This is a genomic window from Microbispora sp. NPDC049633, from assembly GCF_040675265.1.
GTDB classification, from domain to species: domain Bacteria; phylum Actinomycetota; class Actinomycetes; order Streptosporangiales; family Streptosporangiaceae; genus Microbispora; species Microbispora maris.
Window position 1 is genome coordinate 1 of record NZ_JBFAOO010000117.1, and the last position, 24017, is coordinate 24017.

General features: G+C 70.6%; 13 protein-coding genes and 1 pseudogene. 7 read left to right on the plus strand and 7 right to left on the minus strand.

The annotated features are described in order from the left end of the window. The coding region (locus tag AB0J39_RS26035; RefSeq protein ID WP_363469055.1) for a hypothetical protein at window positions 1-540 on the plus strand (540 nt) is incomplete at its 5' end. A 158-nt stretch (window positions 541-698) separates the two neighbouring features. Beyond that, window positions 699-1832 carry a virginiamycin B lyase gene (locus AB0J39_RS26040; protein WP_363469057.1) on the plus strand — a complete coding sequence of 378 codons (1134 nt, stop codon included), beginning with the start codon at window positions 699-701 and terminating at the stop codon, window positions 1830-1832. Window positions 1833-1890: 58 nt separating this feature from the next. Here the strand turns inward: AB0J39_RS26040 and AB0J39_RS26045 are convergent, their stop codons facing one another. The 4 genes from AB0J39_RS26045 to AB0J39_RS26060 all read right to left on the minus strand — a co-directional run bounded on the left by AB0J39_RS26045 (window position 1891) and on the right by AB0J39_RS26060 (window position 6154). Then, window positions 1891-3198, minus strand: a complete 1308-nt coding sequence (locus AB0J39_RS26045; RefSeq protein WP_363469059.1) for a homoserine dehydrogenase — start codon at window positions 3196-3198, stop codon at window positions 1891-1893. A 42-nt stretch (window positions 3199-3240) separates the two neighbouring features. Then, window positions 3241-4599, minus strand: coding sequence for a diaminopimelate decarboxylase (gene lysA / locus AB0J39_RS26050; RefSeq protein ID WP_363469074.1), 1359 nt, complete (start codon window positions 4597-4599; stop codon window positions 3241-3243). Between the two features lie 176 nt (window positions 4600-4775). Next, window positions 4776-5489: an anticodon-binding protein gene (locus AB0J39_RS26055; protein ID WP_363469060.1), complete on the minus strand. Its 714-nt coding sequence runs from the start codon at window positions 5487-5489 to the stop codon at window positions 4776-4778. Continuing rightward, window positions 5486-6154, minus strand: a complete 669-nt coding sequence (locus AB0J39_RS26060) for a TetR family transcriptional regulator (protein ID WP_363469061.1) — start codon at window positions 6152-6154, stop codon at window positions 5486-5488. Before AB0J39_RS26060 ends, AB0J39_RS26055 begins: the two co-directional genes overlap by 4 nt. A 113-nt stretch (window positions 6155-6267) precedes the next feature. Here AB0J39_RS26060 and AB0J39_RS26065 point away from each other — a divergent pair, with 113 nt between their 5' ends. Then, window positions 6268-7194, plus strand: a complete 927-nt coding sequence (locus AB0J39_RS26065) for a zinc-binding dehydrogenase (protein WP_363469063.1) — start codon at window positions 6268-6270, stop codon at window positions 7192-7194. A gap of 10 nt (window positions 7195-7204) precedes the next feature. Here AB0J39_RS26065 and AB0J39_RS26070 read toward each other — a convergent pair whose 3' ends face one another. Further along, window positions 7205-9226 (minus strand): glycosyltransferase, encoded by a 2022-nt coding sequence (locus tag AB0J39_RS26070; protein WP_363469065.1) that lies wholly within the window; start codon window positions 9224-9226, stop codon window positions 7205-7207. Between the two features lie 232 nt (window positions 9227-9458). Here AB0J39_RS26070 and AB0J39_RS26075 point away from each other — a divergent pair. After that, window positions 9459-9827: pseudogene (locus tag AB0J39_RS26075) on the plus strand (AAA family ATPase); the annotation flags it as partial. Window positions 9828-10086: 259 nt separating this feature from the next. Here AB0J39_RS26075 and AB0J39_RS26080 read toward each other — a convergent pair. Both AB0J39_RS26080 and AB0J39_RS26085 read right to left on the minus strand, forming a co-directional pair. Continuing rightward, the gene (locus tag AB0J39_RS26080) at window positions 10087-10587 is read right to left on the minus strand and encodes a hypothetical protein (protein WP_363469076.1); all 501 of its coding nucleotides are present in this window, start codon (window positions 10585-10587) and stop codon (window positions 10087-10089) included. Between the two features lie 16 nt (window positions 10588-10603). Then, the gene (locus AB0J39_RS26085; RefSeq protein WP_363469067.1) at window positions 10604-18784 is read right to left on the minus strand and encodes a DNRLRE domain-containing protein; all 8181 of its coding nucleotides are present in this window, start codon (window positions 18782-18784) and stop codon (window positions 10604-10606) included. Window positions 18785-19377: 593 nt separating this feature from the next. Here AB0J39_RS26085 and AB0J39_RS26090 point away from each other — a divergent pair. The 3 genes from AB0J39_RS26090 to AB0J39_RS26100 all read left to right on the plus strand — a co-directional run bounded on the left by AB0J39_RS26090 (window position 19378) and on the right by AB0J39_RS26100 (window position 23889). After that, window positions 19378-21066, plus strand: coding sequence for an asparagine synthetase B family protein (locus AB0J39_RS26090; protein WP_363469069.1), 1689 nt, complete (start codon window positions 19378-19380; stop codon window positions 21064-21066). A gap of 333 nt (window positions 21067-21399) precedes the next feature. Beyond that, window positions 21400-23133: a maltose alpha-D-glucosyltransferase gene (gene treS, locus AB0J39_RS26095; protein ID WP_363469070.1), complete on the plus strand. Its 1734-nt coding sequence runs from the start codon at window positions 21400-21402 to the stop codon at window positions 23131-23133. A 165-nt stretch (window positions 23134-23298) separates the two neighbouring features. Continuing rightward, complete coding sequence (locus tag AB0J39_RS26100) at window positions 23299-23889, plus strand: superoxide dismutase family protein (protein WP_363469072.1); 591 nt, start codon at window positions 23299-23301, stop codon at window positions 23887-23889. The last annotated feature ends 128 nt before the right edge of the window (window positions 23890-24017 follow it).

Consider the following 24017-nt stretch of genomic DNA (forward strand, 5'->3'; position numbering starts at 1 on the left):
GTGGCCGCGCCGATCGTTCTGCCCGTCGCTCCGCCCATCGCTCTGCCCGCCGTGCCCGGCCTCGCGCCGGCGGCGCGGGCCGACACGGGAATGGCGCTGGTCCCCCTGCGGGCCGACCCGCTGACGATCACCGTGCCCGGCTCGGTGAGCCTCGGCAGCGTCTCGCGAGGCGGCACGATCAGCGCCTCCATGGGCACGGTGACGGTTTCGGACAGCCGGAGCGGAGTGCCTCCCTGGACGGCGACCGTGTCCGCGACGAACTTCACCACCGGCAGCGGCACCCCCACGCAGACGATCACAACGGCGAATGTCTCCTACTGGTCGGGACCGGTCACCGCCTCGTCCGGCCCGGGCTCCCGCAACCCCGGTCAGGCCACCGCGGCCGACCGGGTGGCCCTCACCTCACCGGTCATCGCGTTCAGCGGGCGCAAGCAGGTGACGCCGATGTCGACGAGCTGGCAGCCCACCTTGGTCATCACCATCCCGTCCAACGCCGCCGCCGGGCTCTACACCGGGACCATCACGCACTCGGTCGCCTGACCGCCTTCGACCCGCACAGGAGTTGAGGGTCTCGTGACCCGCCACGGACGCGGCGGATCGGCTGCCGGTCGGGCGGGGCGGCCATAGTGAGGCCCGCCGGGCCGGCGGCACGGCTTCCGATCCGGCTTCTCATGTCGCTCCTCAGCCGAAGGGATGCCATGCCCCGCCTCTCACGACACCTCCGCCGCCCGCTCGCGGCGATGGCGCTGGCCCTGGCGACGGCCACGCCCCTGCTCACCGGCCTGCCCGCCGGTGCCGCCGCCGGGCCCGGTGAGCGCCCGAAGCCGCCGCCGCCGTGGGTGCGGATCTGCCAGAAGTTGAAGCGGATGCCGGAGCACCGGCACATGCGGTGTCCCGTCCACCGGCCGCGCCCGCTCGCCGGACCGTCCGGCGTCGGCGGCACGACGCGGGTTCCCACGGTCTCGGAGATGGACACCCCGACCCACACGTCCGGGCCCATCGGCATCACCTCGGGTCCCGACGGCGCGCTGTGGTTCACCGAGAACTACGCCGGCAACATCGGCCGCGTCACCACCGGCGGCGCCTTCACCGAGTACGCCGTGCCGACCGCCGACGCCGAGCCCGGGCACATCACCACCGGGCCGGACGGCGCCCTGTGGTTCACCGAGGCGACCGGCGACAAGATCGGGCGGATCACCACGTCCGGTGTCGTGACCGAATACGCGCTGCCCAACGCGGGGTCCTACCCCTGGGGCATCACCGCGGGCCCCGACGGCGCGCTGTGGTTCGTCGAGACGATCGGCAACAGGATCGGCCGGATCACCACCTCGGGGACCATCACGGAGTACGCCCTGCCGACCGCCGACGCCTATCCGATGCGGATCACGGCCGGGCCCGACGGCAACCTGTGGTTCACCGAGTCGTTCTCCGGGAAGATCGGCCAGATCACCCCGTCCGGTGACATCACCGAGTTCGCCATCCCCTCCTCGGGAGCGATCCCCATAGGGATCACCACCGGCCCGGACGGCAATCTGTGGTACGCCGACGCCAACGGCAAGGTCGGCTCCGTCACCACGGACGGCGACTTCACCGAGTACTCACTGGACGACCCCAACGCCTTCCCGTGGGGCATCACCAGCGGCTCCGACGGCAGGCTGTGGGTCGCCGAGCAACTCGGCAACGCCGCGGCCAGCGTCACCACCTCGGGGATCATCATCGAGTACAACATGCCGACCAGTCTCGCCGGGCCCTTCGACATCACCGACGGGCCCGACGGCAATGTCTGGCTGACCGAGAACTACGTCGACCAGATCGCGAAGGTCACCCTCTAGTCCAGCCGATGCGGCGGCGGGCACTCCCGGGGTGCGTCACCCGGGAGTGCCTCCGGCGTCAGGGCGTGTCGTCGCCCTCGACCCGCATGACGCTCGCGACGGCGCGGACGATGTTCAGGTCGCGCAGGTCCTTGATCGTGCCCGACAGGGCGGCGTCGCTGGCCCGGTGGGTCACCAGCACGAGCTGGGCGTCGTCGCCGCGGCCCTCCTGCCGCACCGTCTGGATCGACACGTCGTGCCTGGCGAAGATGTCGGCGACGCGGGCGAGCACACCGGGCTTGTCCGCGACGTCCAGCGACACGTGGTAGCGGGTGACGCTGTCGCCCATCGGGTGGACCTTGAGGTCGGCGTACGTCGACTCCTCCGGCCCGCGGGTGCCGGCGATGCGGTTGCGCGCCACGGCGACGATGTCGCCCAGCACGGCGCTGGCGGTGGGCGCGCCGCCCGCGCCCGCGCCGTAGAACATCAGCCGCCCTGCCGACTCGGCCTCCACGAAGACCGCGTTGTACGCCTCACGCACCCCGGCCAGCGGGTGCGACCTCGGGATCATGGCGGGATGCACGCGGACGCCGACCGACCGGCCGTCGTCGGAGCGGGCGCAGATGGCCAGCAGCTTGATGACGTATCCCATGCCCTTGGCCGAGGCGACGTCGGCCGCGGTGATCTCCGTGATGCCCTCGCGGTGCACGTCGGCGGCCGTCACCCGGCTGTGGAAGGCGATGCCGGCCAGGATCGCCGCCTTCGCCGCGGCGTCGAAGCCCTCGACGTCGGCCGTCGGGTCGGCCTCGGCGTACCCGAGCGCCTGGGCCTCCTCCAGCGCGTCGTTGAACGAGGCGCCGGTGGAGTCCATCTTGTCGAGGATGTAGTTGGTCGTGCCGTTGACGATGCCCAGCACGCGGCGCACCCGGTCGCCGGCCAGCGACTCGCGCAGCGGGCGCAGCAGCGGGATCGCCCCGGCGACGCTCGCCTCGAAGTACAGGTCGGCGCCGTTCTCGCGGGCGGCACGGTGGATCGTCGCGCCGTCCTCGGCGAGCAGCGCCTTGTTGGCGCTCACCACGGACTTGCCGTGCGCCATCGCGGCGAGGATCAGCGACCTGGCGGGCTCGATACCGCCGATCACCTCGACGACGATGTCCACGTCGTCGCGGGTGACCAGGGCCTCCGCGTCCGTCGTGAGCAGCGCGGGGTCAACGTCGGCGTCCCGCTTGCGCCCGAGCCTGCGCACGGCGACGCCGGCCAGCTCCAGCGGCGCGCCGACTCGGGCGGCCAGGTCGTCGGCCTGCTCGTGGAGCAGACGCACGACCTGCGACCCGACGACGCCGCAGCCCAGCAGCGCGACCCTGAGCGCCGGTTTGGCTTTACTCACGACCCCTCCTCGCTTCGCCGCCGGACTGTCCGGAGCGGCCGGTCACAGCTGCCCCCGGAGCAGGTCGTCCTCGGTCTCCCTGCGGATGATGACCCGCGCCTGGCCGTTGGACACCGCGACGACGGCGGGCTTGGGCAGATAGTTGTAGTTGTTGGCCAGCGACCGGCAGTAGGCGCCGGTGCCGGCGACGGCGATCAGGTCGCCGGGGGCCAGGTCGCCCGGCAGGTACAGGTCGCGCACGACCATGTCGCCGCTCTCGCAGTGCTTGCCCACCAGGCGCGACAGCATCGGCGCCGCCTGACTCACGCGGGAGGCGAGCACGGCCGTGTAATCGGCGCCGTAGAGGGCGGTGCGGATGTTGTCGCTCATGCCGCCGTCGACGCTCACGTACGTGCGCAGGCCCTCCACGTCCTTGACGGTACCGGCTTCGTAGAGGGTGACGCCGGACACTCCGGCGATCGACCGACCCGGCTCGACCGTGAGCCGGGGCACGGGCAGCCCGGCCGATTCGCACACCTTCGTGACGATCTCCCGCAGGCCGTCCGCGATGACCTTGACGTCCAGAGACTCGTCGCCCACCACGTACGGAATGCCGTACCCGCCGCCGAGGTCCAGCTCCGGGAGCACGACGTCGTGCTCCTCCTTGATCTCGACCAGCAGCCGGGCCAGGCGGCGGGCCGCGACCTCGAAGCCGCCGGTGTCGGTGATCTGCGACCCGATGTGGGAGTGCAGGCCGACCAGTTCGAGCTGCGGCAGCGCGAGGATGCGCCGCACCGCCTCGGCGGCGGCGCCGCTGCTCAGCGACAGGCCGAACTTCTGGTCGTCGTGAGCGGTCGCGATGAACTCGTGGGTGTGCGCCTCGACGCCCACGGTCACCCGGATCATCACCTTCGGCCGCACACCGTGCTTGTCGGCGAGGAAGCCGACGCGGGCGATCTCCTCGAACGAGTCCACCACGATGTGGCCGACGCCGACCGTGACGGCCTTCTCCAGCTCGGCGAGCGACTTGTTGTTGCCGTGCATCGTGATCCGCTCGGGCGGGAATCCCACACTGAGCGCGACGGCGAGCTCACCCGCGCTGCACACGTCGAGGCCGAGGCCCTCCTGGTCGATCCAGCGGGCGACCTCACGGCACAGGAACGCCTTGGCCGCGTAGTGGACCTCGCCGTCGTGGAAGGCGGACCGGTACTCGCGGCAGCGTGAGCGGAAGTCCTCCTCGTCGATGACGTACAGAGGCGTGCCGAACTCCTTGGCCAGGTCGCGCACGTCGATCCCGCCGATCGTGACGGCACCGTCGGCCCGGCCGGACGTTCGCGGCCAGATGGCCGGTTCGAGCGCGTTGAGGTCGGCGGGCACGTGCGGCGGACGCTCCTCGGGCAGTCCGGCGGTGACGGCGACGATAGTTGAGGCGGCGTGCAGGTCGCCGGCAGGGTGGGCGAATCGACTCACCCGAACGAGGCTAGCCGACCCTGCGATTCGCTCGCGCCCGCTGTTCAACCTGCGAGACGACCCGGAAGGAAGATATTCAGATCCGCAGGTCATCTGCGGCATTGCTTCCGGCGATCGGCCGATTTGGTTCAGATTTTGCCGGGCGGTGCGACGCCGAGCTCCGCCAGCCCTTCGCCGAGCACCCGGCGCACCGCCTCCCCCATCCGCACCCGGGCCGCGTGGACCTCCGACGGCGCCTCGTCGCCCCTGGGAATCGGGGACGCGCGCTCGACGGCCGTGTGGTAGACCTCGGCCAGCCGTTCGAGGTACGCCGCCCACCCCGGATCGCGGCTCTCCCTCCTGCTCGGCAGCTCGGCCAGGACCCGCAGCACGGCCCGGTCGAACGGGCCGTCGAGAAGCTCGGGCCGCGCCGCCGCGCCCACCCGCACGCCGAGGTCACGCGCCCATCGCCGTACGGCTCCCGCCCGCACGTACGCGTAGCGCACGGCGAAACCGGGGTTGTCCCACGTGCGGGGGAAGTCCGGCCACGGCGCCGCGGAGGACGCCGGCGGCGGGGACACGGCGGCCGGCGACCGGCGCACCGCGACCGGGGCGGCGAGGACCTCGTCGACGATCTCTCCCGGCGTGGCGACGCCGATGACGAGGAAGCCGTTCGGCCGGACGTCCACCCGCCGGATCCCGGGCATCGCGCGCAGCCGTACCGCGAGCCGCTCCGCCGCCTCGGCCGGAGGCTCCGCCGTGCCCCGCAGCGCGGCGGTGGAGACGAACCGCGCCTCCCGATCCCACGACCCCTGCGGCACCGGCGGCGCGCCGAGGACGCCGCGCAGCGCCTCCATGATCATGACTCGGCCGGGCCGTCCTTCGGCACGGCGGTCAGCGTCAGACACCCGGGAACCGCGGCGAACGCCTCGCGCAGGCACGCGGTCAGATCCTCGGACGCGGGTTCGCCCGGCAGGGACGTCCAGGACTCCAGAGCGCCGTGCCAGGCCGCGACGAGCAGGTCGAGCACGAGCCTCGCCCGCAGGTCGTCCACACCGCGCAGGTCGAGGCGACGGCGCAGGATCGCGAGCGCCTGACGGGTGGTGCGGTCGCAGAAGTGCAGGCCGTACGCCCCCATCGAGGGGGTCCGGGCGGCCAGCAGCTCGCTGAGCCGGACCTGACGCGCCCAGTCGTCGGCGGTCATCCGTCCGACTGCGGCGAGCAGGCAGTCCTGCACCATCTCGACGACCGGGCGTCTCGCGTCGGGCTCGCACCGCTCCAGCTCGTCGAGGAACGCCGCCCACATGTCCTGCGTGGGCGTCAACGCGACGTCTTCCTTGCTGACGAAGTTGCGGAAGAAGGTGCGCTTGGAGACTTCCACGGCCGCACACAGGTCGTCGAGGGTCGTCGCCTCGAAACCTCGCTCGCTGAACAGTTCCAGGGCCGCGTCGACCAGCGCCCGGCGGGTGCGCAGCTTCTTGCGCTCACGCAGCGGGAGGTGGTCGGCCGGGACGGCTGTGGTCGTCATCGCGGCCAGTCTAGCCCGGCAAGAAGTGCGCCTTGCTGGCACATGCCACTGAGTGGCATAGTGGGCGACGCTTCCGCCACCGAGTGGCACTTTTCTCAACGAAGGGACGATCCATGCGCGCTCTGCTCGTCGACAGGTCCGCGCCCGCCGGCCTGCGGCTCGGCGAGGCTCCGGACCCCGAGCCCGCCCCGCATCAGGCGCTGGTCCGGGTGACCGCGACCTCGCTCAACTACGGCGAGGTCAGGTTCGGCATCGAGAACGCCCCTGACGGCGCCGTCCCAGGGTGGGACGCGGCCGGGGTGGTCGAACGGGCCGCCGCCGACGGGTCCAGCCCCGCCGTGGGCACGCCCGTGGTGACGCTCGGCCTCGACGGCGCATGGGCGGAGTACCGCGCCGTGGACACTCCCTACATCGGAACGCTTCCCGAGAACGCCGACCTCGGCGCGATCAGCACGATCCCGGTGGCCGCCGGCAGCGCGCTGCGCGCCCTGCACCGGCTCGGGCCCATCCTCGGCAGGAGGGTGCTGGTCACCGGCGCCACCGGCGGGGTCGGCAGGTACGCCGTGCAGCTGGCCCGGCTCGGCGGGGCCCACGTGATCGCGTCCACCGGCGACCCCGGGGCGCACGGCGACGGCCTGCGGGCGCTCGGCGCGCACGAGGTGGTGGACCGGCCGTCCGCCCTCGGCGAGCCGGTGCACGGCGTGCTCGACATGGTGGGCGGGCCCACCCTCGTGGAGGCGTACGAGAGGCTGGCCGAAGGCGGCACGCTGGTGGCCGTCGGGCACGTGACCGGCGAGGCGGAGACCTTCCCGTTCGGCGCGCTCTCCGGCGACCGGGGTCATGACCGTTCGGTGGTCACGTTCTTCCTGCTCGCCTGCGGAGGGCTCGCTCCCGACCTCACCTGGCTCGCCGGGCAGGTCGCCTCCGGCCGTCTCGACCCGGGAATCTCCTGGCGCGGCGGCTGGGAGAAGGCGCAGGAGGCGGTGGCGCTCCTCCTCGGCCGCCGCCTCCACGGCAAGGCCGTGCTCGACCTCGTCTGAGACCGGTGGTCTAGAGCAGGGCGAGGGGCTCGGCCGGGACGTATCCCTCCATGCGCGCCGAACCGAGCAGCGAACCCTCGGCCGAGTCGCGGACGCAGACGTAGGAGTAGCGGTCGGCCGAGTAGACCCGCACCCCGTCCGTACGGCACTGCCGCATCAGGACCTCGCCCCACTCCTCCGAGACGTCGGCGAAGCCGAGCTCGGTGAGGACCTGGCGGCGGGCCAGGACGGTGCCCCCGGCCACCTCGGGGAGGAACCGGTGCTCGGCCTCCGACTGACGCAGCAGCGTCGCGCCGGTCCCCGGCAGGTGGGCGTAGAACGACGCCTTCCCCAGCACCTCGGCGTCGGTGGAGGCGAAGTGGCGGACGAGGTCGGCCAGGTAGTGCTCGCCGTACAGGTCCCTGGCGTCGAGCACGGCCACGTAGTCGCCGTCGGCGAGCCGGACCGCGCGGTCGAGGGCGGCGCCCCGGGTGACCGGCTCCCGCGTGGCGCGGACCACGACGTCGAGGTCCGGGCACGCCTGGCGGACCGTCTTGTCCACCAGGCCCGCGTCCAGGCCGTCCGCCACGATCACGAGCTGACCGGGCCGCTCGATCTGACGGGTGACCTGGGCGAGCAGGCGGTCCAGCTCGGCCGGGTCGGAGACGGCGGTGATCGCCGTGATCACGCCGCTGTTGCGTACGCTCGGCACACCGAGGGTGTCGAGGATCGGGTCGAGCAACGGGGTCACGCTGGTGCGGGCCCGCCAGGCGAGATGGGCCTCCCTGGCCAGCCGTCCCGCGTCGGCCATGAGGATCTCGGCCGCCGCGAGGATCTCCTCGCCCTTGGCCCCGGCCCGCACCTGGAGCACCGGGGTGCCGCAGGCCGCGACCTCCCCTATCACCCTCGGCTCGGCGTCGGCGCCGGCGATCACCAGGGCCGGCCGCCGGTAGGCCGTCAGCACGTCGTCGTACGCCGTCTTGTCGTCGCCCTGCCCGGCCAGCGGCTGCCAGGCCGCGCCGCCGACCGGCGGGGTGACCGTGCCGAGCGTGACGATCTCCCCGGTCCTGCCGCCCTCGGCGGGGATGGGGTTGTGCACACGGGGCTGGATCGCGAGCGGAAGCACGCCGACCCGGTCGTGGCGCAGCGCCGACCGCCACTCGCGGGCGCGGGCCTCCGTGGTGGCCAGCACGTACTCGAAGTGCTCGGCCGCCGGAACGGCCCGCGACACAGCGCCGCCGGAGTGCCAGAAGACCGTCTTGACGCCCCGCTTGTGACAGGCCGCCACCAGGTCGCGCAGCGCCCGCGTCTCCCCGGCCAGCGCCTCCAGCCAGCGCCCGCCGTTGCCCTGCCGGGGGCCGGGCCGTACGGACTCGACGAACAGCACGTGCGGCCGCTGCTGGTCGAGCATGGCCTCCCAGTTGTCCGGGCCGAAGTTGGTCACCAGCCGCCACTCGTACCGCAGCAGCGCCTCGGTCTGCCGGTCCACGATCGCGGCGACCGTCATGTACGGCCGGGCCGTCGGTCCCTTGGGGACCACGAACGACTCGGCGAGCGGCGCGGAGACCTGCGGAGCCTTGGGCTCGGGCGCCGCGGGGGCCGCCTTCACCTCGGGGACGGCGGGGATCTCCGGGGTGAAGTCGGAGCGCTTGGGCGCGGGGCGCTTCCTGACCGGCGCCTTGAGCGTCCTGGCCACCGTGCCGGGCTTCTTGCTGTGGATCGCGTCGCCGAGTTTGATCCACCGGCTGTCCTGGAGCGAGGCGAGCTTCCAGTTGGCGACCTCGGTCTGGTACTTCTGCTCCGCGAGCTGCTTGGCGAGCTGCGCGTTCTGCCGCTCGACGGTCTTCAGCCGCGCCTCGGCCTCACGCATCTTGGTCAGCGCCTCGGCCTCCGAGCGCGCCACCTCCTCCAGCCTCCGCTGGTAGTCCGTGATCAGCCGGGCCAGCTCCGCCGCGCCGGAGGCCCGCTCCACCGCCTCCGCCAGCGCCTGCCGCAGCGCCGCCGGGTCGCTCCGCTCGGGCTGTCCGGCTGCGGGCTCGCTTACCTCGCTCATAGGGGGTGACTCCGCGGTAGACCTTCAGGACCAGAGTCACAATATTCGCAGAACACCCTGATCGCTCTCAGCCGGAGACCTCAGCTCCTCCGCCTCGCCCGTCACACCGCCCACGACCGAACGACCACCAGACCATCGACCAACCAACCACGGGAGCAGCGACCAAACGGCCGGCGACCGTGCGGCCGTTGTTCCACGAGTAGGGTCCGAGCTGCCATCCTGAGCTGGTGAAATGCCCTTCGCAGACCCTCTTGGCCCGGTTGTTTCGAGACACGCGGAAAAGCCTGCCGCCGACGCCTTGGGCGACACCCGCGTTGTGCTGATCAACGGCGCCCGCCATAGCGGCAAGCGCACCCTCGTGCGCCTTCTCGCCCAGGAACGGACGGCCGAGTGGCGCAATCTGGACACCACGGTCGTCCGTCAAGCCGCGCAGGAGGACCCGGCGGGCTTCGTGGCGTTCCCCGATCTGATGGTGATCAACGAGATCCAGCGCGTGCCCGAACTCATGCTGTCCATCAAGGAACAGGTGGGCACCGACCCCCGACCAGGACGGTTCCTCCTCGCCGGATCGGCGCGAGTGCTTGGTCTGCGGGCCCTCCCGGACGCGTTGCCGGGACGTATGGAGACGATCGAGCTGTGGCCGTTCTCGCAGGGAGAGATCGACGACACCCCGGACGGATTCGTTGACGCGATCTTCACCGAGGGCGAGGACCCCCATCACACCCCCTCGTTGTCGCGGGCCGACTCCGCGAAACGAGTAGGGCGCGGCGTGGCCGGCATCGTCCTCTCCACCGGCACCCAGACCCTCCCCTTCGGCCGCCGGCTTGCCGCATGGTCCCGCGGTGCCGCTACCGGCCGGGCTAGCAGTATCGCCTTTCGACGTCCCGCTGGAACTCCTCCAGTGAGACCATCTCCCGCATGCCGTCTAGAACCTGGCTCGTTTCGGCGAGCTCCCGCGGCACCTGGTCCTGCAGGAAGGACACCTGGAGCTCAAACCCGTCCGTCAGCCGAGCCGTGGCGAGGACGTTTGACGGAATGGGCAACTTCATCGGCACTTCGAGGGTCTTGAAACCGTTCGCGTCGCCAACTGTTATCTCGCCGCCCTGCTCCACTGCACCAGTCGGCTTCGAGACCTTCCAAATAGGCTTGAGCGTCCTGCGGTCGGCGACGCTGAAAGAGGAGAGTCGCTCGCCGGAGCACAAGGTGACGACGAACCGCAGTCTTCCGTCGGCAGCGCGGCCGATCCCCACCGGTCGTGGCAGGTCGTCGCCGAGTCGCGGGACGCACGCCGTCGAGGCGAGCATACAGATCGACGAGACGAGCAGGGCGTAAACGACGCCGCGTCGGCGGGGATCGCGCATTTTGCTTCCCAGTCTCCTAGCAGTGATATGTGTTGCCCTTCGCGTCCGCCTGTCTCTCGTAAACGTTCTGACAGGCATCAGTGGGCTGCGAGAGGTAGTACACGAGGAATGTCGGCCAGAATTTGGTCTGCGAGTAGTAGTAGTTCCACTGGCGCATATGCTCCGCCTCGTGCCTGATGACAATCGGGCTGAGATCGGCCAGATTCCATTTGTTCAGGAACACCGAACCGATGGTGGTCCCGCCCCGTCCGAAGTGCAGGCCACTGGTGAGTCCGCCGCAGACGGTGAGACCTGTCCCACTGTCCTTCTCACAGGTGCCGCCCCGGCTCTTCGCCCAGTTCTTCACCTCCTTGTTGAACTCCTTCATGCTGATCCACGGAGGCGTGTTCACAAGAAACATGGTGAGCTCCAGCGGAAGTCCCCAGACACTCGCAGCCCTTGCGACGTTGCTCGGGCTACAGGGACGAGAGTCCGCATTGTCACACATCCACTCCCGCCAGTTGCGCCAGTCCGATGCGATCTTTTCCTTGCATGCCTGAGTGCTGAGCTGGGAGTGGCAGTCCTGCAGGGTCTTCAGCATCTTCTTATTGGCGCGCCACGCGCTGGCGAGGCTCTTGGCGGACACGGGGTACTTCTTGCCGGGTTCGCCCGCGCTTGGCAGCGCCATCATCACCTCGAGCCCCTTCATGTCCCCGGCCTCGACCATCGAATCCACGGCCAGCGTGAGATTCTCCTGATGTGTGAGCTTCGGTGAATAGCCGATCATGTACAGCTCTTGGGCGCGCGCGCTCATCTGGTAGAAGGGCACGCCCTCCTCTACGGCCTGTCCGGTGGGCATGTACTTGTACCCGAGCCTCTTGATCGCCTCGTCCGACAGCAGCGGCTGGTGATAGAAGGCGTATCCGGGAGAATTCACATACTGCTCGAACCACCGCGCATGAGAGTCGGTCTCGTGGCAGGTGTCACCAGAGCATATGAGCCCTGTTCCACAGGAGAAGCCGGACAGGCAGACCTCCACCTGCTGGTGCCCGGTGGGATCGATGTAGTTCGGAGGCGAGGCTCCGGCGTAGGTGTAGCGGTTGGCCTGTACGGACGGCGCCGGATTCAGGTTCGCCGTGTCGCGGCTGGTGAAGGTGCCGGTGCCGGGCTGGTACCAGCGGGCGTGCATGTTCACTTCGCCGGTGTCGGCGTCGGTCCACTCGCTCTGGTAGCCGAGCTGGGGTCGGGTGCCGGTGCTGGTGGTGACCGTGCCGAAGGGGTCGTAGGCGGCGGAGCCGGCCAGACTCGTGGCTCCGGCCGTGAAACCGGCGACGACGTCGCCGTGCCGGTCGGCCATCTGGAACTGGGCCGCGCCGGTGCCGGTCTTGGTGGACAGGACGTCGCCGAAGGCGCCCCGGCTGTAGGTCTCCTGTGCCGCTCCGGCTCCGTCGGTGACCGCGACCAGGTCGTTGCTCATGTCGGCGTACACGTACCTGGTGGTGGCGCCGGCCTTGGTGCGGCCGGTCATGCGGTCGAGGGCGTCGTAGGTGTAGTCGGCGTTCCCGTCGCCGACCATCCGGTCGAAGGCGTCGAAGGAGAAGGCCCTGACGGTCCCGTCCTTGGTCGCCGAGGCCAGCGTCCCGCGCGGGGTGTAGGTGTAGTCCACACCGGCGCCGGAGGTGAGGCGGTTGCGCTCGTCGTAGGTGAAGGTGTCGTTCCCCGCCCGCGTACGGTTGCCCGACGCGTCCCACTCGTAGGTGGTCGTGGCCGAGGACGGGCCGGTCCAGGAGGTGAGCCGCCCGGCGAAGTCGTAGGTGTAGCCGTTGGCGCCCGCGCCCGCCGTGCCGGAGGTGACCTTGGAGGTCAGGCGGTCCTCCTTGTCGTACCCGTAGGTGATGGACGCGAGATCCGCGCCGCCACCGGTCTTGAGCACGTCGCTGGTCACCCGGTCCAGGGCGTCGTAGCCGTAGGTGCGCTGCGCCCCGCCCTCGCCGTACGTCGCGGAGGTGAGCCGGTCGGCCTTGTCGTAGCCGTAGCCGACCGTCACGCCGGTGAGCGGGTCGACGGTGGTCTTCAGCCGGTCCTTGCCGTCCCAGGTGAAGGTCGTGGTGCCCGCGGCGTCGCCGCGCTGCACCAGGCGGTCGTTGGCGTCGTAGGCGAAGGCCGCCTGGTCCACACCGCCCTTCGTGGTCTTCAGGAGCTGGCCTCGGTCGTTGACGGTGAAGGCGAGGTCGCCTGCCGAGACAGTGTGTCCGGCCAGGTCGTAGCCGAAGGTCTTCGGCGCGGTCGGGGCGGCGCCGCCGCCGCTGCCGGCCTGCTGGGTCAGCCGGTTGAGGTTGTCGAAGGTGTTGGTGATGACGACCCCGCCCGGCTGGAGCTGCCGCACCGGATTGCCCGCCGCGTCGTAGCTCGTGGTCCAGGTGCGGTCGGCCACATTGGGGTGCTGGGCCGTGGACGGCTCGACCACCGACTCCACCAGCCCCAGGCTGTTGTAGGTGGTGACGGTGGCGTTGCCCCGACCGTCGGTGTACCGGGTGCGGGCGCCCGCCGCGTCGTAACCGAACGACGTGGTGATCGAGTCGTCAGCGCTCACCGGCTCGACCATTCGTGTGATCCTGCCGAGCGCGTCGAAGGCGTAGGTGAGAGCGTGGCCCTCGGCGTCGGTGCGGCTGGTCGGGTTGCCGTCGAGGTCGTAGCCGATCGCGCGGGTGCGCACGGTCACGCCGGTGGAGTCCAGGTTCTCGACGGTGGTGGGACGTCCGGCCAGGTCGTAGACGATGCCACTGGCCTTGCCCAGCGGGTCGGTGATCTTGGTCTGCCGTCCCGCCAGGTCGAAGTCGAAGGTCGTCGTGTCGCCCAGTGGGTCGGTCAGCTCCGTGAGCTCACCGGCGGGGTTGACGGTCGCGGTGGTGGTGTCACCCCCGGGCCGCTTCTCGGTGAGGAGGTTGCCCGCGTCGTCATAGGTCGAGTACGAGGTCAGCGTGGCCGTGGTGGGCTTGCGCTCGATGACGGTCGAGGTGATCTGGCGGCCCAGATCGTCGTAGGTCGCCTCCTTGCGCGCACCGGTCGGGTCGGTGACCGACAGCAGCTCGCCGTTGAGGGTGTACGTGTAGTCCGTGTGCCCGGGAGTGGCGCCGCCGGCGGCGGGCGGCTGGATCACCCGGACCAACCGGTCGAGCGCGTCGTAGGTGTTGGTGGTGACGTTGCCCCGTGGATCGGTGATCGTGGTCAGCCTTCCGGCGGCGTCGTAGCCGTAAGCCGTGACCGGAGTGGTCGCGCTCCCGCCGGGCGGGGTGTACGACGGTGACTTCTGCGAGGTCCGCTGCCCTGCCCGGTCGTATTCGGCCGAGCTGGCCCGGCCCTCGGGGTCGAGGACGTCGGTCTGCTCACCGGCGGTGTTGTAGCCGTACCGGACGACGGGCCGCTGCTCGGCGGGGGACCCGCCTCCACGCTCGACCGCGACCGGCGGCTGCTTCGTCTCGACGAGCCGGCCGACGGCGTCGTACCGGTTGAGCGTCGTGTGGTCGAGCCGGTCGGCGCCGGACGCGTTGCCGCGCGGCGAGGTGACCTCGGTGGGCAGTCCCCGGTCGTCGTACTTCCAGCTGGTGATCAGGTCGCTCTCGCCGTTCTCGACGATCTGCTTGATCCTGCGGTTGGCGTCGTCGAACTCCGCCCTCGCCTCTTCCGTCCGTGAGGTGCCCGCCGCGGTCTTGGTCGTGGAGATGACGTTGCCGTTGGCGTCGTACCCGTAGCTGGTCCTGCGCCCGAGACCGCCGGGATCCAGCGTCTGGGAGGTGAGCAGGTTGGCGGCGTCGTAGACGTAGTCGGTCCGCGTCTTTCCGCCACCGGTGACCGTCTTGCGTGGGTTGCCCGCCCAGTCGTACTCGTACGAGGCGAGCACGACGTCGCGTGGCGTGGTGGAGCCGTTGAGACGGGCGTCGTCGGCGATCTTCTGGGACACGAGGTCGTCGTCCCAGTAGGTGTACCGAGTCGTGCGGCCCATCGCGTCGGTCTCCGAGGCCAGCCGGCCTCCGGGGTCGTAGGCGTAGGACGTAAGGACCACGTCGGTCGCCGGCTGCGGGGCGGCCGGGCTGCCCGTCCAGTTCTTGACGGTGACCGTGGCCTTCTCACCGCGCGGGGTGTAGCCGAACTGCAGCAGGGTGCCGGCCGGGCTGGTCGCGGAGACCAGCGCGCCGGTGGCGTCGAAGGAGTACTCGGTGATGCCGCCCTCGGGGCCGGTCATGGTCTTGACCCGGCCCAGGGTGTCGTACGTGTAGGTGGTGACGCGGTCAGGATCGGACGCGGTGAGGTCGTCCAGCGTGGAGGTGAGGACGTTGCCGTCCACGTCGTAGGCGGTGCGGACCTCGGCGGTGTGCGTGGCGGAGGTCACCTCGTTGGCGACGCCGGGACCGGTCGCCTTCACGACGCGGCCCAGACCGTCGTAGGCGTAACTGGTCGTCACCCCGTCGGGCTCGGCCGCCGGCACGACGGTCTGGCTGGTCTTGCGGCCGAGCGCGTCGTAGCCGAAGCGGGTGACCAGGCCCGCCGCGTCCGTGGTCTCGGCGAGGTCGCCGTTGGACCTGTAGCGGTAGGTGGTCTCGGCGCCGTTCGGCTTCTTCTCGCTCTTCAGCAGGCCCGCCGGGGTCGTGCCGCCGCCTTCCGCCTGCTCGGTGCCGTCGGTGTAGGCCCAGTGGACGGACCGCCCGGAGGGGAATCCCTCGGTGGCCGGCCCGGTCTGCTCGACCCTGTCGCCGTGCTCGTCGTACTCGATCGTGGTGAGGTAGGTGTCGTCGTCCTCGTCCGAGGATCTGCGGTCCCGGTATTCGACGACCTGGTCGTTGCGGGGGTCGAAGAGGTCGTCGGCGTCGACGTGGTACGCGAGGTACTCCGTGCCGCAGGATCCGCTCGTCCGGCAGGTGGTCTTCGCCAGCAGGTTCCCGCGCGCGTCGTTGGCGAACTGCGAGGCGACGCCGTTGCGGTCGGTGACCTTCGCGACGAAACCGCCGGTGTCGTACTCGTATCTGGCCGTCTTGCCGAGCTGGTCGGTCCAGGAGACGAGGCGGTCGTCACGTGAGGCGTCGTTGACGTACGTCAGGGTGCCGTTGCGCGGGTCGGTGACGGTGATCGTGGCCAGGGACGCGCCCGCGGAGTCCTTGGTGTACGCGGCGGACGACAGCTTCCACAGTCCGCCGTTCGCGTCGGTGTGGGTCAGCAGGCGGCCGCCGTCGGCGGCGTAGGTGTTCACCGCCGCGACCCGGCCCGACACCTTGGTGATCTTCGTGAGCTGGTGCCGGACCTGCCGGGTGCGGTAGTGGTTGAGGATCTGCTCCCGGCGCAGCGGCTTGTTGTAGACGGCGACCTCGTCGATCGAGCCGGCGAAGGGGAAGGCCCGGCTGGAGCTCACGGTGCCCGGCCAACTGGAGGAGCCGAAACCGTACCCGATCCGGGCGTCCCACTGGCCCAGGTGCGTGATCTGCTGGGAGAGGCTGCCCACCTCCTGGCCGTCCAGATAGAGCGTCTGGCTGGTCCTGGCGCCCGACAGCGCCACGTGGTGCCAGTTTCCGTCGTTGACGGCCGTGGCGGAGGTGATGGGCGCGACGGTCCCGGTCCACAACTGACCGCGCAGCTTCCCGTCGGTGCCCACGTAGACCGCCGGTGTGTACACGCTGGGCGCGTCGGTGGCGGAGTTCTGGTAGCCGAAGACGGTGCCCGAACCGGTGGTCTTGAACCACGCTTCGATAGTGGTCTCGCCGCCGAGCCCGTTGATCACGCCGGGCGGCAGGGAGACGTACGCGGAACCGGTCGTGCCCTTGAAGGTCATCGCGGTGTCGGACGAGCCGCCGAGCGGCGCGGGGGCGCCGCCGGTGGCGTCCGCGGTGCTCCCGGCGATCCTTCCGTTGCCGAGACCGGAGATCGAACTCATCACGTTCGTGATCGCACTGCCGATGCCGGTGGCGCTCTCGTTCAGCCGCCAGTACCCCAGGGGTTTGGCGTCGATGACGGCACTGCGGTACTGGGAGGGGTCGCCGTACTCGTAGCGGGCGCAGGCGCCGCCGGACGACGGCGGGCAGACCCTGACGAGGTGGTCCCCGTCATAGGCATAGGTCCAGGTGATGGGAGCGCCGTCCACCGGGTCGCTGGCCACGGCGGTCACATGGGCGCCGCTCCAGGTGAAGGTCAGCGAGCGCCCGCCCGCCCCGGTGACCTTGGCCAACTTCCCGCCCGTGCCGTACTGCAGGGTCTGCGTGCGGCCCCGGCTGTCGGTGACCTTGACCAGCCGGCCCGCGGAGTCGAACCAGTAGGAGGTGGACTCCTTGTCCATCAGCCGCCAGCCGCCCCCGCTCTGCGTGGCGAGGGTGGCATAGGTGCCCGCCGGAGACGCGTAGGTGCCGTCGCCCTTGGCCGCGAACCGCCACTGCCGCCCGTCGGGGTAGGTGACCAGCACGGTGGACCTGAGCGGCTCGTTCTCCAGCCGGGTGTCCCAGCGCGTGGTCCAGCCCGCTCCGAACGCTCCGTCGGTGCGCGGGTCGAGGCTGTTGTAGGTGCGCACCACCGACAGCGGCGGCCCCACCGCGGCGACCGTGAGATCGGTCTCGGTATGGGTGTAGTTGCCGGTCACGTGGTTGAACTCACGGCCGTCCGTGCCCGCGGCCAGCAGGGCGTTGATCGAGTCCTGCTCCGGGACCGCGGTGAAACTGCGCCAGGACGACGTCGCCGTCGCCGCGCTGGTCGCCGCCTGCGCGTACCACCAGTAGGTCTTGCCCCACTGCAGCTTGCCGGACGGGACCGTCCACGCGCCCTTGACCCAGGTCGACGACTCGCACCAGGTCCAGTCGTCCTTGGGGCCCGCGCAGACCTGGTACCAGTACGACGTCGCCGCCTCGCCGGGCGCCTGCGCGTACGCGGACAGTGCCGGCGTGAGCGAACCGACCTGCGTGTTGTCCGCCGGGGTGAACTGCTGGAAGGTCACGGTGTCCAGCGGCATGGCGGTCACCCGCGCGGTCTGCCACGCCGACCACGCGGAGTAGGCCGAGCCGTCGTTGGCGCGGGCCCGGTACTGGATCGTCTGCCCGTCGGAGAGCTTCCCCGAGGGGACGGCCACCGTCGCCTTGCCCCCGGCGGCGACCCCGCTGGCGGTGCCGCTCCACACCAGGGAGCTGCCCACCTGCACCTGGAACTCCCCGCTGAGGCTGCCGCCGTCCGCGTCCGACAGCACGGCCGACAGCACCGGCGTCAGCGAGGTCACGACCCCGCCCGTCTCCGCCGTCACAGTGGGAGCGATCTGCGGGGCCGCCACCGTGGGCGCGGTGTTCGGCGGCTGGTAGGTGATGGTCAGGACGGGCTTTTTGGACGATTCGGTGGAGGCGAAGGTCCGCGTCTGGCTGCTGGTCCCCTCCGGGCCGGTGAGCCGCACCCCATAGTTGCCGTAACCGGCGACCCAATCCTGCGCCATGCCGGTGACGTTCCATTTCATCGCCCTGGGGCTGGAACTGCTGCATGACGAGGAGACGTTCGTCCCGGAAATCTCCGACCAGTCGACCTCCGGCTGGTCATACCAGGCGATGTCCGACCACCACGACTCCGTCACCATGGCGGCCTTCACGGAAACGCTGCTGCACGCGTTGGAGCTGGAATTCCACAACTGCATCTCGGCGGCGGTCACCGTGGCGCCCTCGGGTACGGACGACAGATTGAAACGCAGAAACGCCCGGTCCCGCACATAGCTGGTGGGAATTTCATACGTGTTGGCGCTCGTCCCGACCCAGAGCGAGGAGGAGGAGGGATGACCGGACCCGAGCTGGTAGCTGCCGTTCTGGTATTCGGTGGTCTCCACGTATGTGTCCGTGCTGACGGGAGCGGTGATCTGCGTGGTCAGCGTCCCGTTGCTGTTGGCGTAGGTCCGGGAGTTCTCGGTGGTCGCGCTCTCCACGAGCACCTGGGCCTTGGTGCGCCGTGCCGTCGCCAGCGCCGCGACGACCTCCGTCTTCTCCGTGTCCCGCGCCGCCCCCGCGGCCGGGGCCGGCGACGGTCTCAGCGCCGCGGGCAACGGCGGAGGAGAGGCGAGACCACCCTCGGCCGGCTCGCCGGACGTCTTGCGCCGCTGCTCGACCGGCAGGCTGCCCTTCGGACGCTCGGTCGTCTTCCGCGCCGGCAGGTCACCCGCCCGCGTGGCGGCGCTGTCGACCAGGTGCGGCAGACCGCCGGCCGTCCCCGTCAACTGCTGTGGAGCCTCGCCGTTCGGCAGGTCGACCGAGACGAGAGGCGGGCCGCTTTGCGCGGCAGCCGACGTGATACCCGCGGAAATGAAATCGGATAACAACGCCACCTGAATCGTCACGGTAATCCGGACAAACAGGCGCGCGAAATCGCGCCCAAGACGGCTACGCCGCATGGCTCGTCACACTCCAGAGGCAATCGCACGGACGGGGGTGAAAACGCCCTCTCCCGGCGACACATTCGTCACGTTCAGAGCGCGGTGGAGCAGCCCCGCAAAAACAGCATTCACAGGCAAAGATCAGCAAACGCTCAGAAACGTATATCAGCGCCGAGCCAGGCCTCAAGAGGTGATCATCTATATTTCGCCTAGATATGGGCTTGCATGCGGAATATCACGCTCTGCCACCTTTGAAGCGTCACGCCGCGCGTCGGCTCGAAACCGGCGCCTGTCGGCGGAGTATTGAGAGGAAGCCCAAGCCGTTCGTCCGGCCGATGCCGGGCGGCCGCCGCTCTCGGCCGCCTCCATGACGGAGTCCGGTCCCCCCGTCGGCCCGAGGTCCGTAGACTCGGCTGCGGTTCAAGGGAGGGCAAACCGTGCGCAAGGGTGAGTGGCCGCGATTCCAGGCCAGGCCGTACGTCTGCGGGGCCGTCGGGCCCTTCGAGCAGGCCAAGCTCGACCTGCTGGCGCGGTCGGGGCCCGCCGTGCAGGGCGTGCACAGCGCCCCGGAGGCCGCGCTGCTCGCCTCGGCTCCCCTGGCGCCGTACGCCACGGGCGAGCGGACGACCGCGTACGCGTGGGGCGGCCGGCGGCCGGAGACCGGGGGCGAGCCCCGGGCGAACGCGTGGCTGCGGGTCGCGGAGACGTACGAGACCCCGGGCCTGGTGGACGAGCCGGACGCCGTGAGCCTGCACACGGGCGGTCTCGGCCTGGTCGACGTCTACTACCTGCGGGACGGGGACGCCGTCTACTTCTCCTCGCTCATCGAGCCGCTCCTCGCGCTGGCCCGGCGGCCGTACGAGGTGAACTGGGAGGCGTGGGCGGCGATCCTCCGGCTGACCTACCCGCTGCTGGAGGACACGCCGTACCGCGAGATCCGGCGCCTGCCCGGGGCGACCGCGCTGAGCTGGTCGCGCCGCGCGCGCAGACTGCGCGTCGACCGGCGGGCCCCGCGCTGGGTGCGGGAGGAGCCGGTGGACCGGGGCGTCACCGGCGGCGACCTGGTCGCGCTGCTGCACGACGCGCTCAAGCCGTACGAGCGGGTGCTGGTGCCGGTGAGCGGCGGGTACGACTCGCGCCTGCTGGCCAGCGTGGCGGTGGCCAGGAAGATGGACGTCGAGTCGTGGACCACGAGCCCGGACGACGGGCTGGACAACGACATCGACTTCGCCCGTTACATCACCCGTGAGCTGGGGATCCCGCACCGGATCATGCCGCAGGACCCGGCCGCCTATCCGCAGGAGGCGCTGTGGGCGGCGCGCCGCCTGGAGTTCCTCACCAGCCACCACGCGTGGTACTCCCCCTTCGCCCGGGAGGTCCACGGCGCGGGCCGGGCACTGGTGGACGGTCTCGCGGGCGGCCCGCTGATGAAGAACTTCCTGATCACGGCGGACGCCGTCGGCGCGGGCACCGGCGCGTCGCGCCAGGAGGCGCTGCTGAAGGCGCTGACGACCGGCGACGCCCACGTCCCCGTGCTCGGCGAGGCCGCCGCCGCGTGGATGGACGACCGGGTCCGCACGGTGTTCACCCGGGCGACCTCCCTGCTGCACGGGCACCGGGCCGAGCTGCCGCTGAGCGTGCTGCACACCCGGACCGTGCGCGGCATCGCCCGGTCGCCGGTCAACCTCGTCGGCCCCGAGGCGACCCCGGTCTTCCCGTTCCTGCACCCGGAGTTCTTCGACGCGGCGCTGTCGGTGCCGGTCGCCCGCAAGGAGGGCGGAAAGTTCTACCGGGAGGTCCTCCGGGCCGCCAACCCCCGCGTGGCCGCGCTGCCCTCGACCAACACCCCGCTGATGCCGAACCGCCGCGTGCCGCTCCGCTCGAACGGACCGGTCGCCCGCGAGTGGAACCACCGGATGCTGGCCAAGGCCGCGGAGATCCCCGGGCTGATGTCGCCCCAGATGCTGGACGCGATCGCCGGCGGGCCGGACGCGCTGACCGCCTTCGGGTCGTGGAACTCGCGGTTCTGGCTGCGCGCCCTGGTGGCGTTCGGGGCATGGCTGACCGACTACGAGGACGTGCTCGGCGACCTCACCCCGCCCTGGACGGCGCCGTCCGGCGGGTGACCCGCGACCGCGCACCCACCCGGCCGCGCCGCACATCCGCGCCCGTCCACACCCCGTCCGCGCCCCGTCCGCGCCCCGTCCGCGCCCCGTCCGCGCCCCCGGCCGACGCCGGTGGGCGGGTCTCCCGCACCGTCCGGCTGCGCGCTTGTGCGGTAGCCGTACGTGATCAGCCGGAAACAGGTAAAAACTGCATGTCAAACCCCTGTCAGCCTTTTCGGTCAGGCCACCTCAGGTGGTATTTTTGGTCAACTAGAGCAAAACATCACGGCGTGAGCTTCAAAGCTCGGGTGTGACCTGACCACGCGCCCCCTCTATATCTCAAGCGAGAACCAGATGAACGCTGCTGCGCCCTGCCCTGACCCCGTTCCGGGGCCACTTGGGGCCTCACCCGGCGATCTCCCGGAGATCACCGATTTCACCTCGCAGGACCCCCGCTGGTACAAGCGCGCGGTCTTCTACGAGGTGCTGGTCCGCGGATTCAAGGACTCCAATGGCGACGGCACCGGCGACCTGCGCGGGCTGATCGACAAGCTCGACTACCTCAAGTGGCTCGGGGTCGACTGCCTCTGGCTGCTGCCGCTCTACGAGTCCCCGCTCAAGGACGGCGGCTATGACATCTCCGACTACCTCAAGATCCTTCCGGAGTTCGGCGACCTCGGCGACTTCGTGAAGCTGATCGAGGCGGCGCACGAGCGCGGACTCCGGGTCATCACCGACCTGGTCATGAACCACACCAGCGACCAGCACCCGTGGTTCCAGGCGTCCCGCAACGACCCCGAGGGCCCGTACGGAGACTTCTACGTCTGGTCGGACGACCCGGACAAGTACTCCGGCGTCCCGATCGTCTTCGTGGGCAGCGAGGAGTCGAACTGGACGTACGACCCGGTGCGCAAGCAGTACTACTGGCACCGGTTCTTTCACCACCAGCCCGACCTGAACTACGACAACCCGGACGTCCAGGACGCGATGATGGAGGTCATCCGTTTCTGGCTCGACCTGGGCGTCGACGGCTTCCGGCTGGACGCGGTGCCGTACCTGTTCGAGCGCGAGGGCACCTCCTGCGCCGGGCTGCCCGAGACCCACGACTACCTCAAGAGGGTCCGCGCCGAGGTGGACCGGATCTACCCCGACCGGGTGCTGCTCGCCGAGGCCAACGGCTGGCCCGAGGACGTGGTCGAGTACTTCGGCGACCCCACCGTGGGCGGCGACGAGTGCCACATGGCCTTCCACTTCCCCCTGATGCCGCGCATCTTCATGGCCGTCCGCCGGCAGAGCCGCGAACCGATCTCCGAGATCATGTCGCGCACCCCGAAGCTGCCGGAAAGCGCCCAGTGGGGCATCTTCCTCCGCAACCACGACGAGCTGACGCTCGAGACCGTGACGGAGGAAGAGCGCGACTACATGCACGCCGAGTACGCCAAGGACCCGCGCATGCGCGCCTACCTCGGCATCCGGCGGCGCCTGGCCCCCCTGCTGGAGAACGACAGGGACCAGATCGAGCTGTTCACGGCGCTGCTGCTCAGCATGCCGGGCTCGCCGGTCATGTACTACGGCGACGAGATCGGCATGGGCGACAACATCTGGCTGGAGGACCGCGACGCGGTCCGCACGCCGATGCAGTGGACCCCGGACCGCAACGCCGGGTTCTCCGACGCCGACCCCGGCCGGCTCTACCTGCCGGTGGTCATGGACCCCGTGTACGGCTACCAGGCCGTGAACGTCGAGGCCCAGATCAAGAGCGAGTCGTCGCTGCTGCACTTCACCCGGCGGATGCTGCAGATCAGGCGGGAGCACCCGATCTTCGGCACCGGTGACTACACCGAGCTGTGGTCGCCGAACCCGAGCGTGCTGGCCTTCCTGCGGGAGGAGGACGACGACGTGGTCCTGTGCGTCAACAACCTGTCGCGCTTCGCCCAGCCGGTCGAGCTCGACCTGCGGCGCTTCTCCGGGGTCACTCCGGTCGAGTGCCGGGGCGGCGTCTCCTTCCCCGTGGTCGGCGACCTGCCCTACCTGCTCACGCTGCCGGGCTACGGCTTCTACTGGCTGTCCCTGCGGCCCTCCTCCTGATCCGGCCGCCCGGCGCGCCCCGCCCTCGGGCCCTCACGGGCCCCTGGGCGGGGCGTCGTCGCATCGACGGCAGACTTGACGCCGCCTTGGCCCACCCCTTTCGCCCGGCGTGCCTACCGTGACGTAGACGGGCGGATCGCTCGCATCGGCGAGAGGGGGATCCTCATGTTCCGGCACACCTACCTGTCCCTGGCCGTCGCGCTTGTCGCGGGCGCGGCCGTCACCGGGATCGCCGCGGCACGGACGCCGGCGGCGCCGCGCGACGTCGACGCCTCCGCGACCCTCACGAACGCGCAGGGCCGGAACGTCGGGACGGTCAGCGTGGAGAACGACGAGAACGGCGGCACCGAGGTGAAGATCAGGACCACCGGCCTGCCGGCCGGGTTCCACGGCGTGCACATCCACGACAAGGGCGTCTGCGACCCGAATTCGACCGACCCGGCGACCGGCAGCCCCTTCTTCAGCGCGGGCCCGCATCTGGGCTCGGGCTCGCACCCCGGGCACACCGGGGATCTGCCCGATCTCCTGGTCCGCGGCGACGGCGTGGGCCAGGCCGCCGTCGTCACCGACCGGTTCAGGGTGGAGGACCTGCTGAGCGGCGACGGCACCTCGATCGTCGTCCACGCCAAGCCGGACAACCAGGCGAACATCCCCGACCGCTACAGCCGTTCGGGGACGGCCGGGCCCGACGCCGAGACGCTCAAGGCCGGCGATTCGGGCGGCCGGATCGCCTGCGGTGTCTTCAGAAGAGACTGAGCGGCACGGGCGGGCCTGAGCCACAGGCGCTTCACAGTCCGCCGTTCCTTCAGCGGGCGGTGACGGGCACCTGTGCCCGTGCCGCCCGCCGGGCCGGGATCAGCGCCACCAGCAGGGCGGCCCCGATC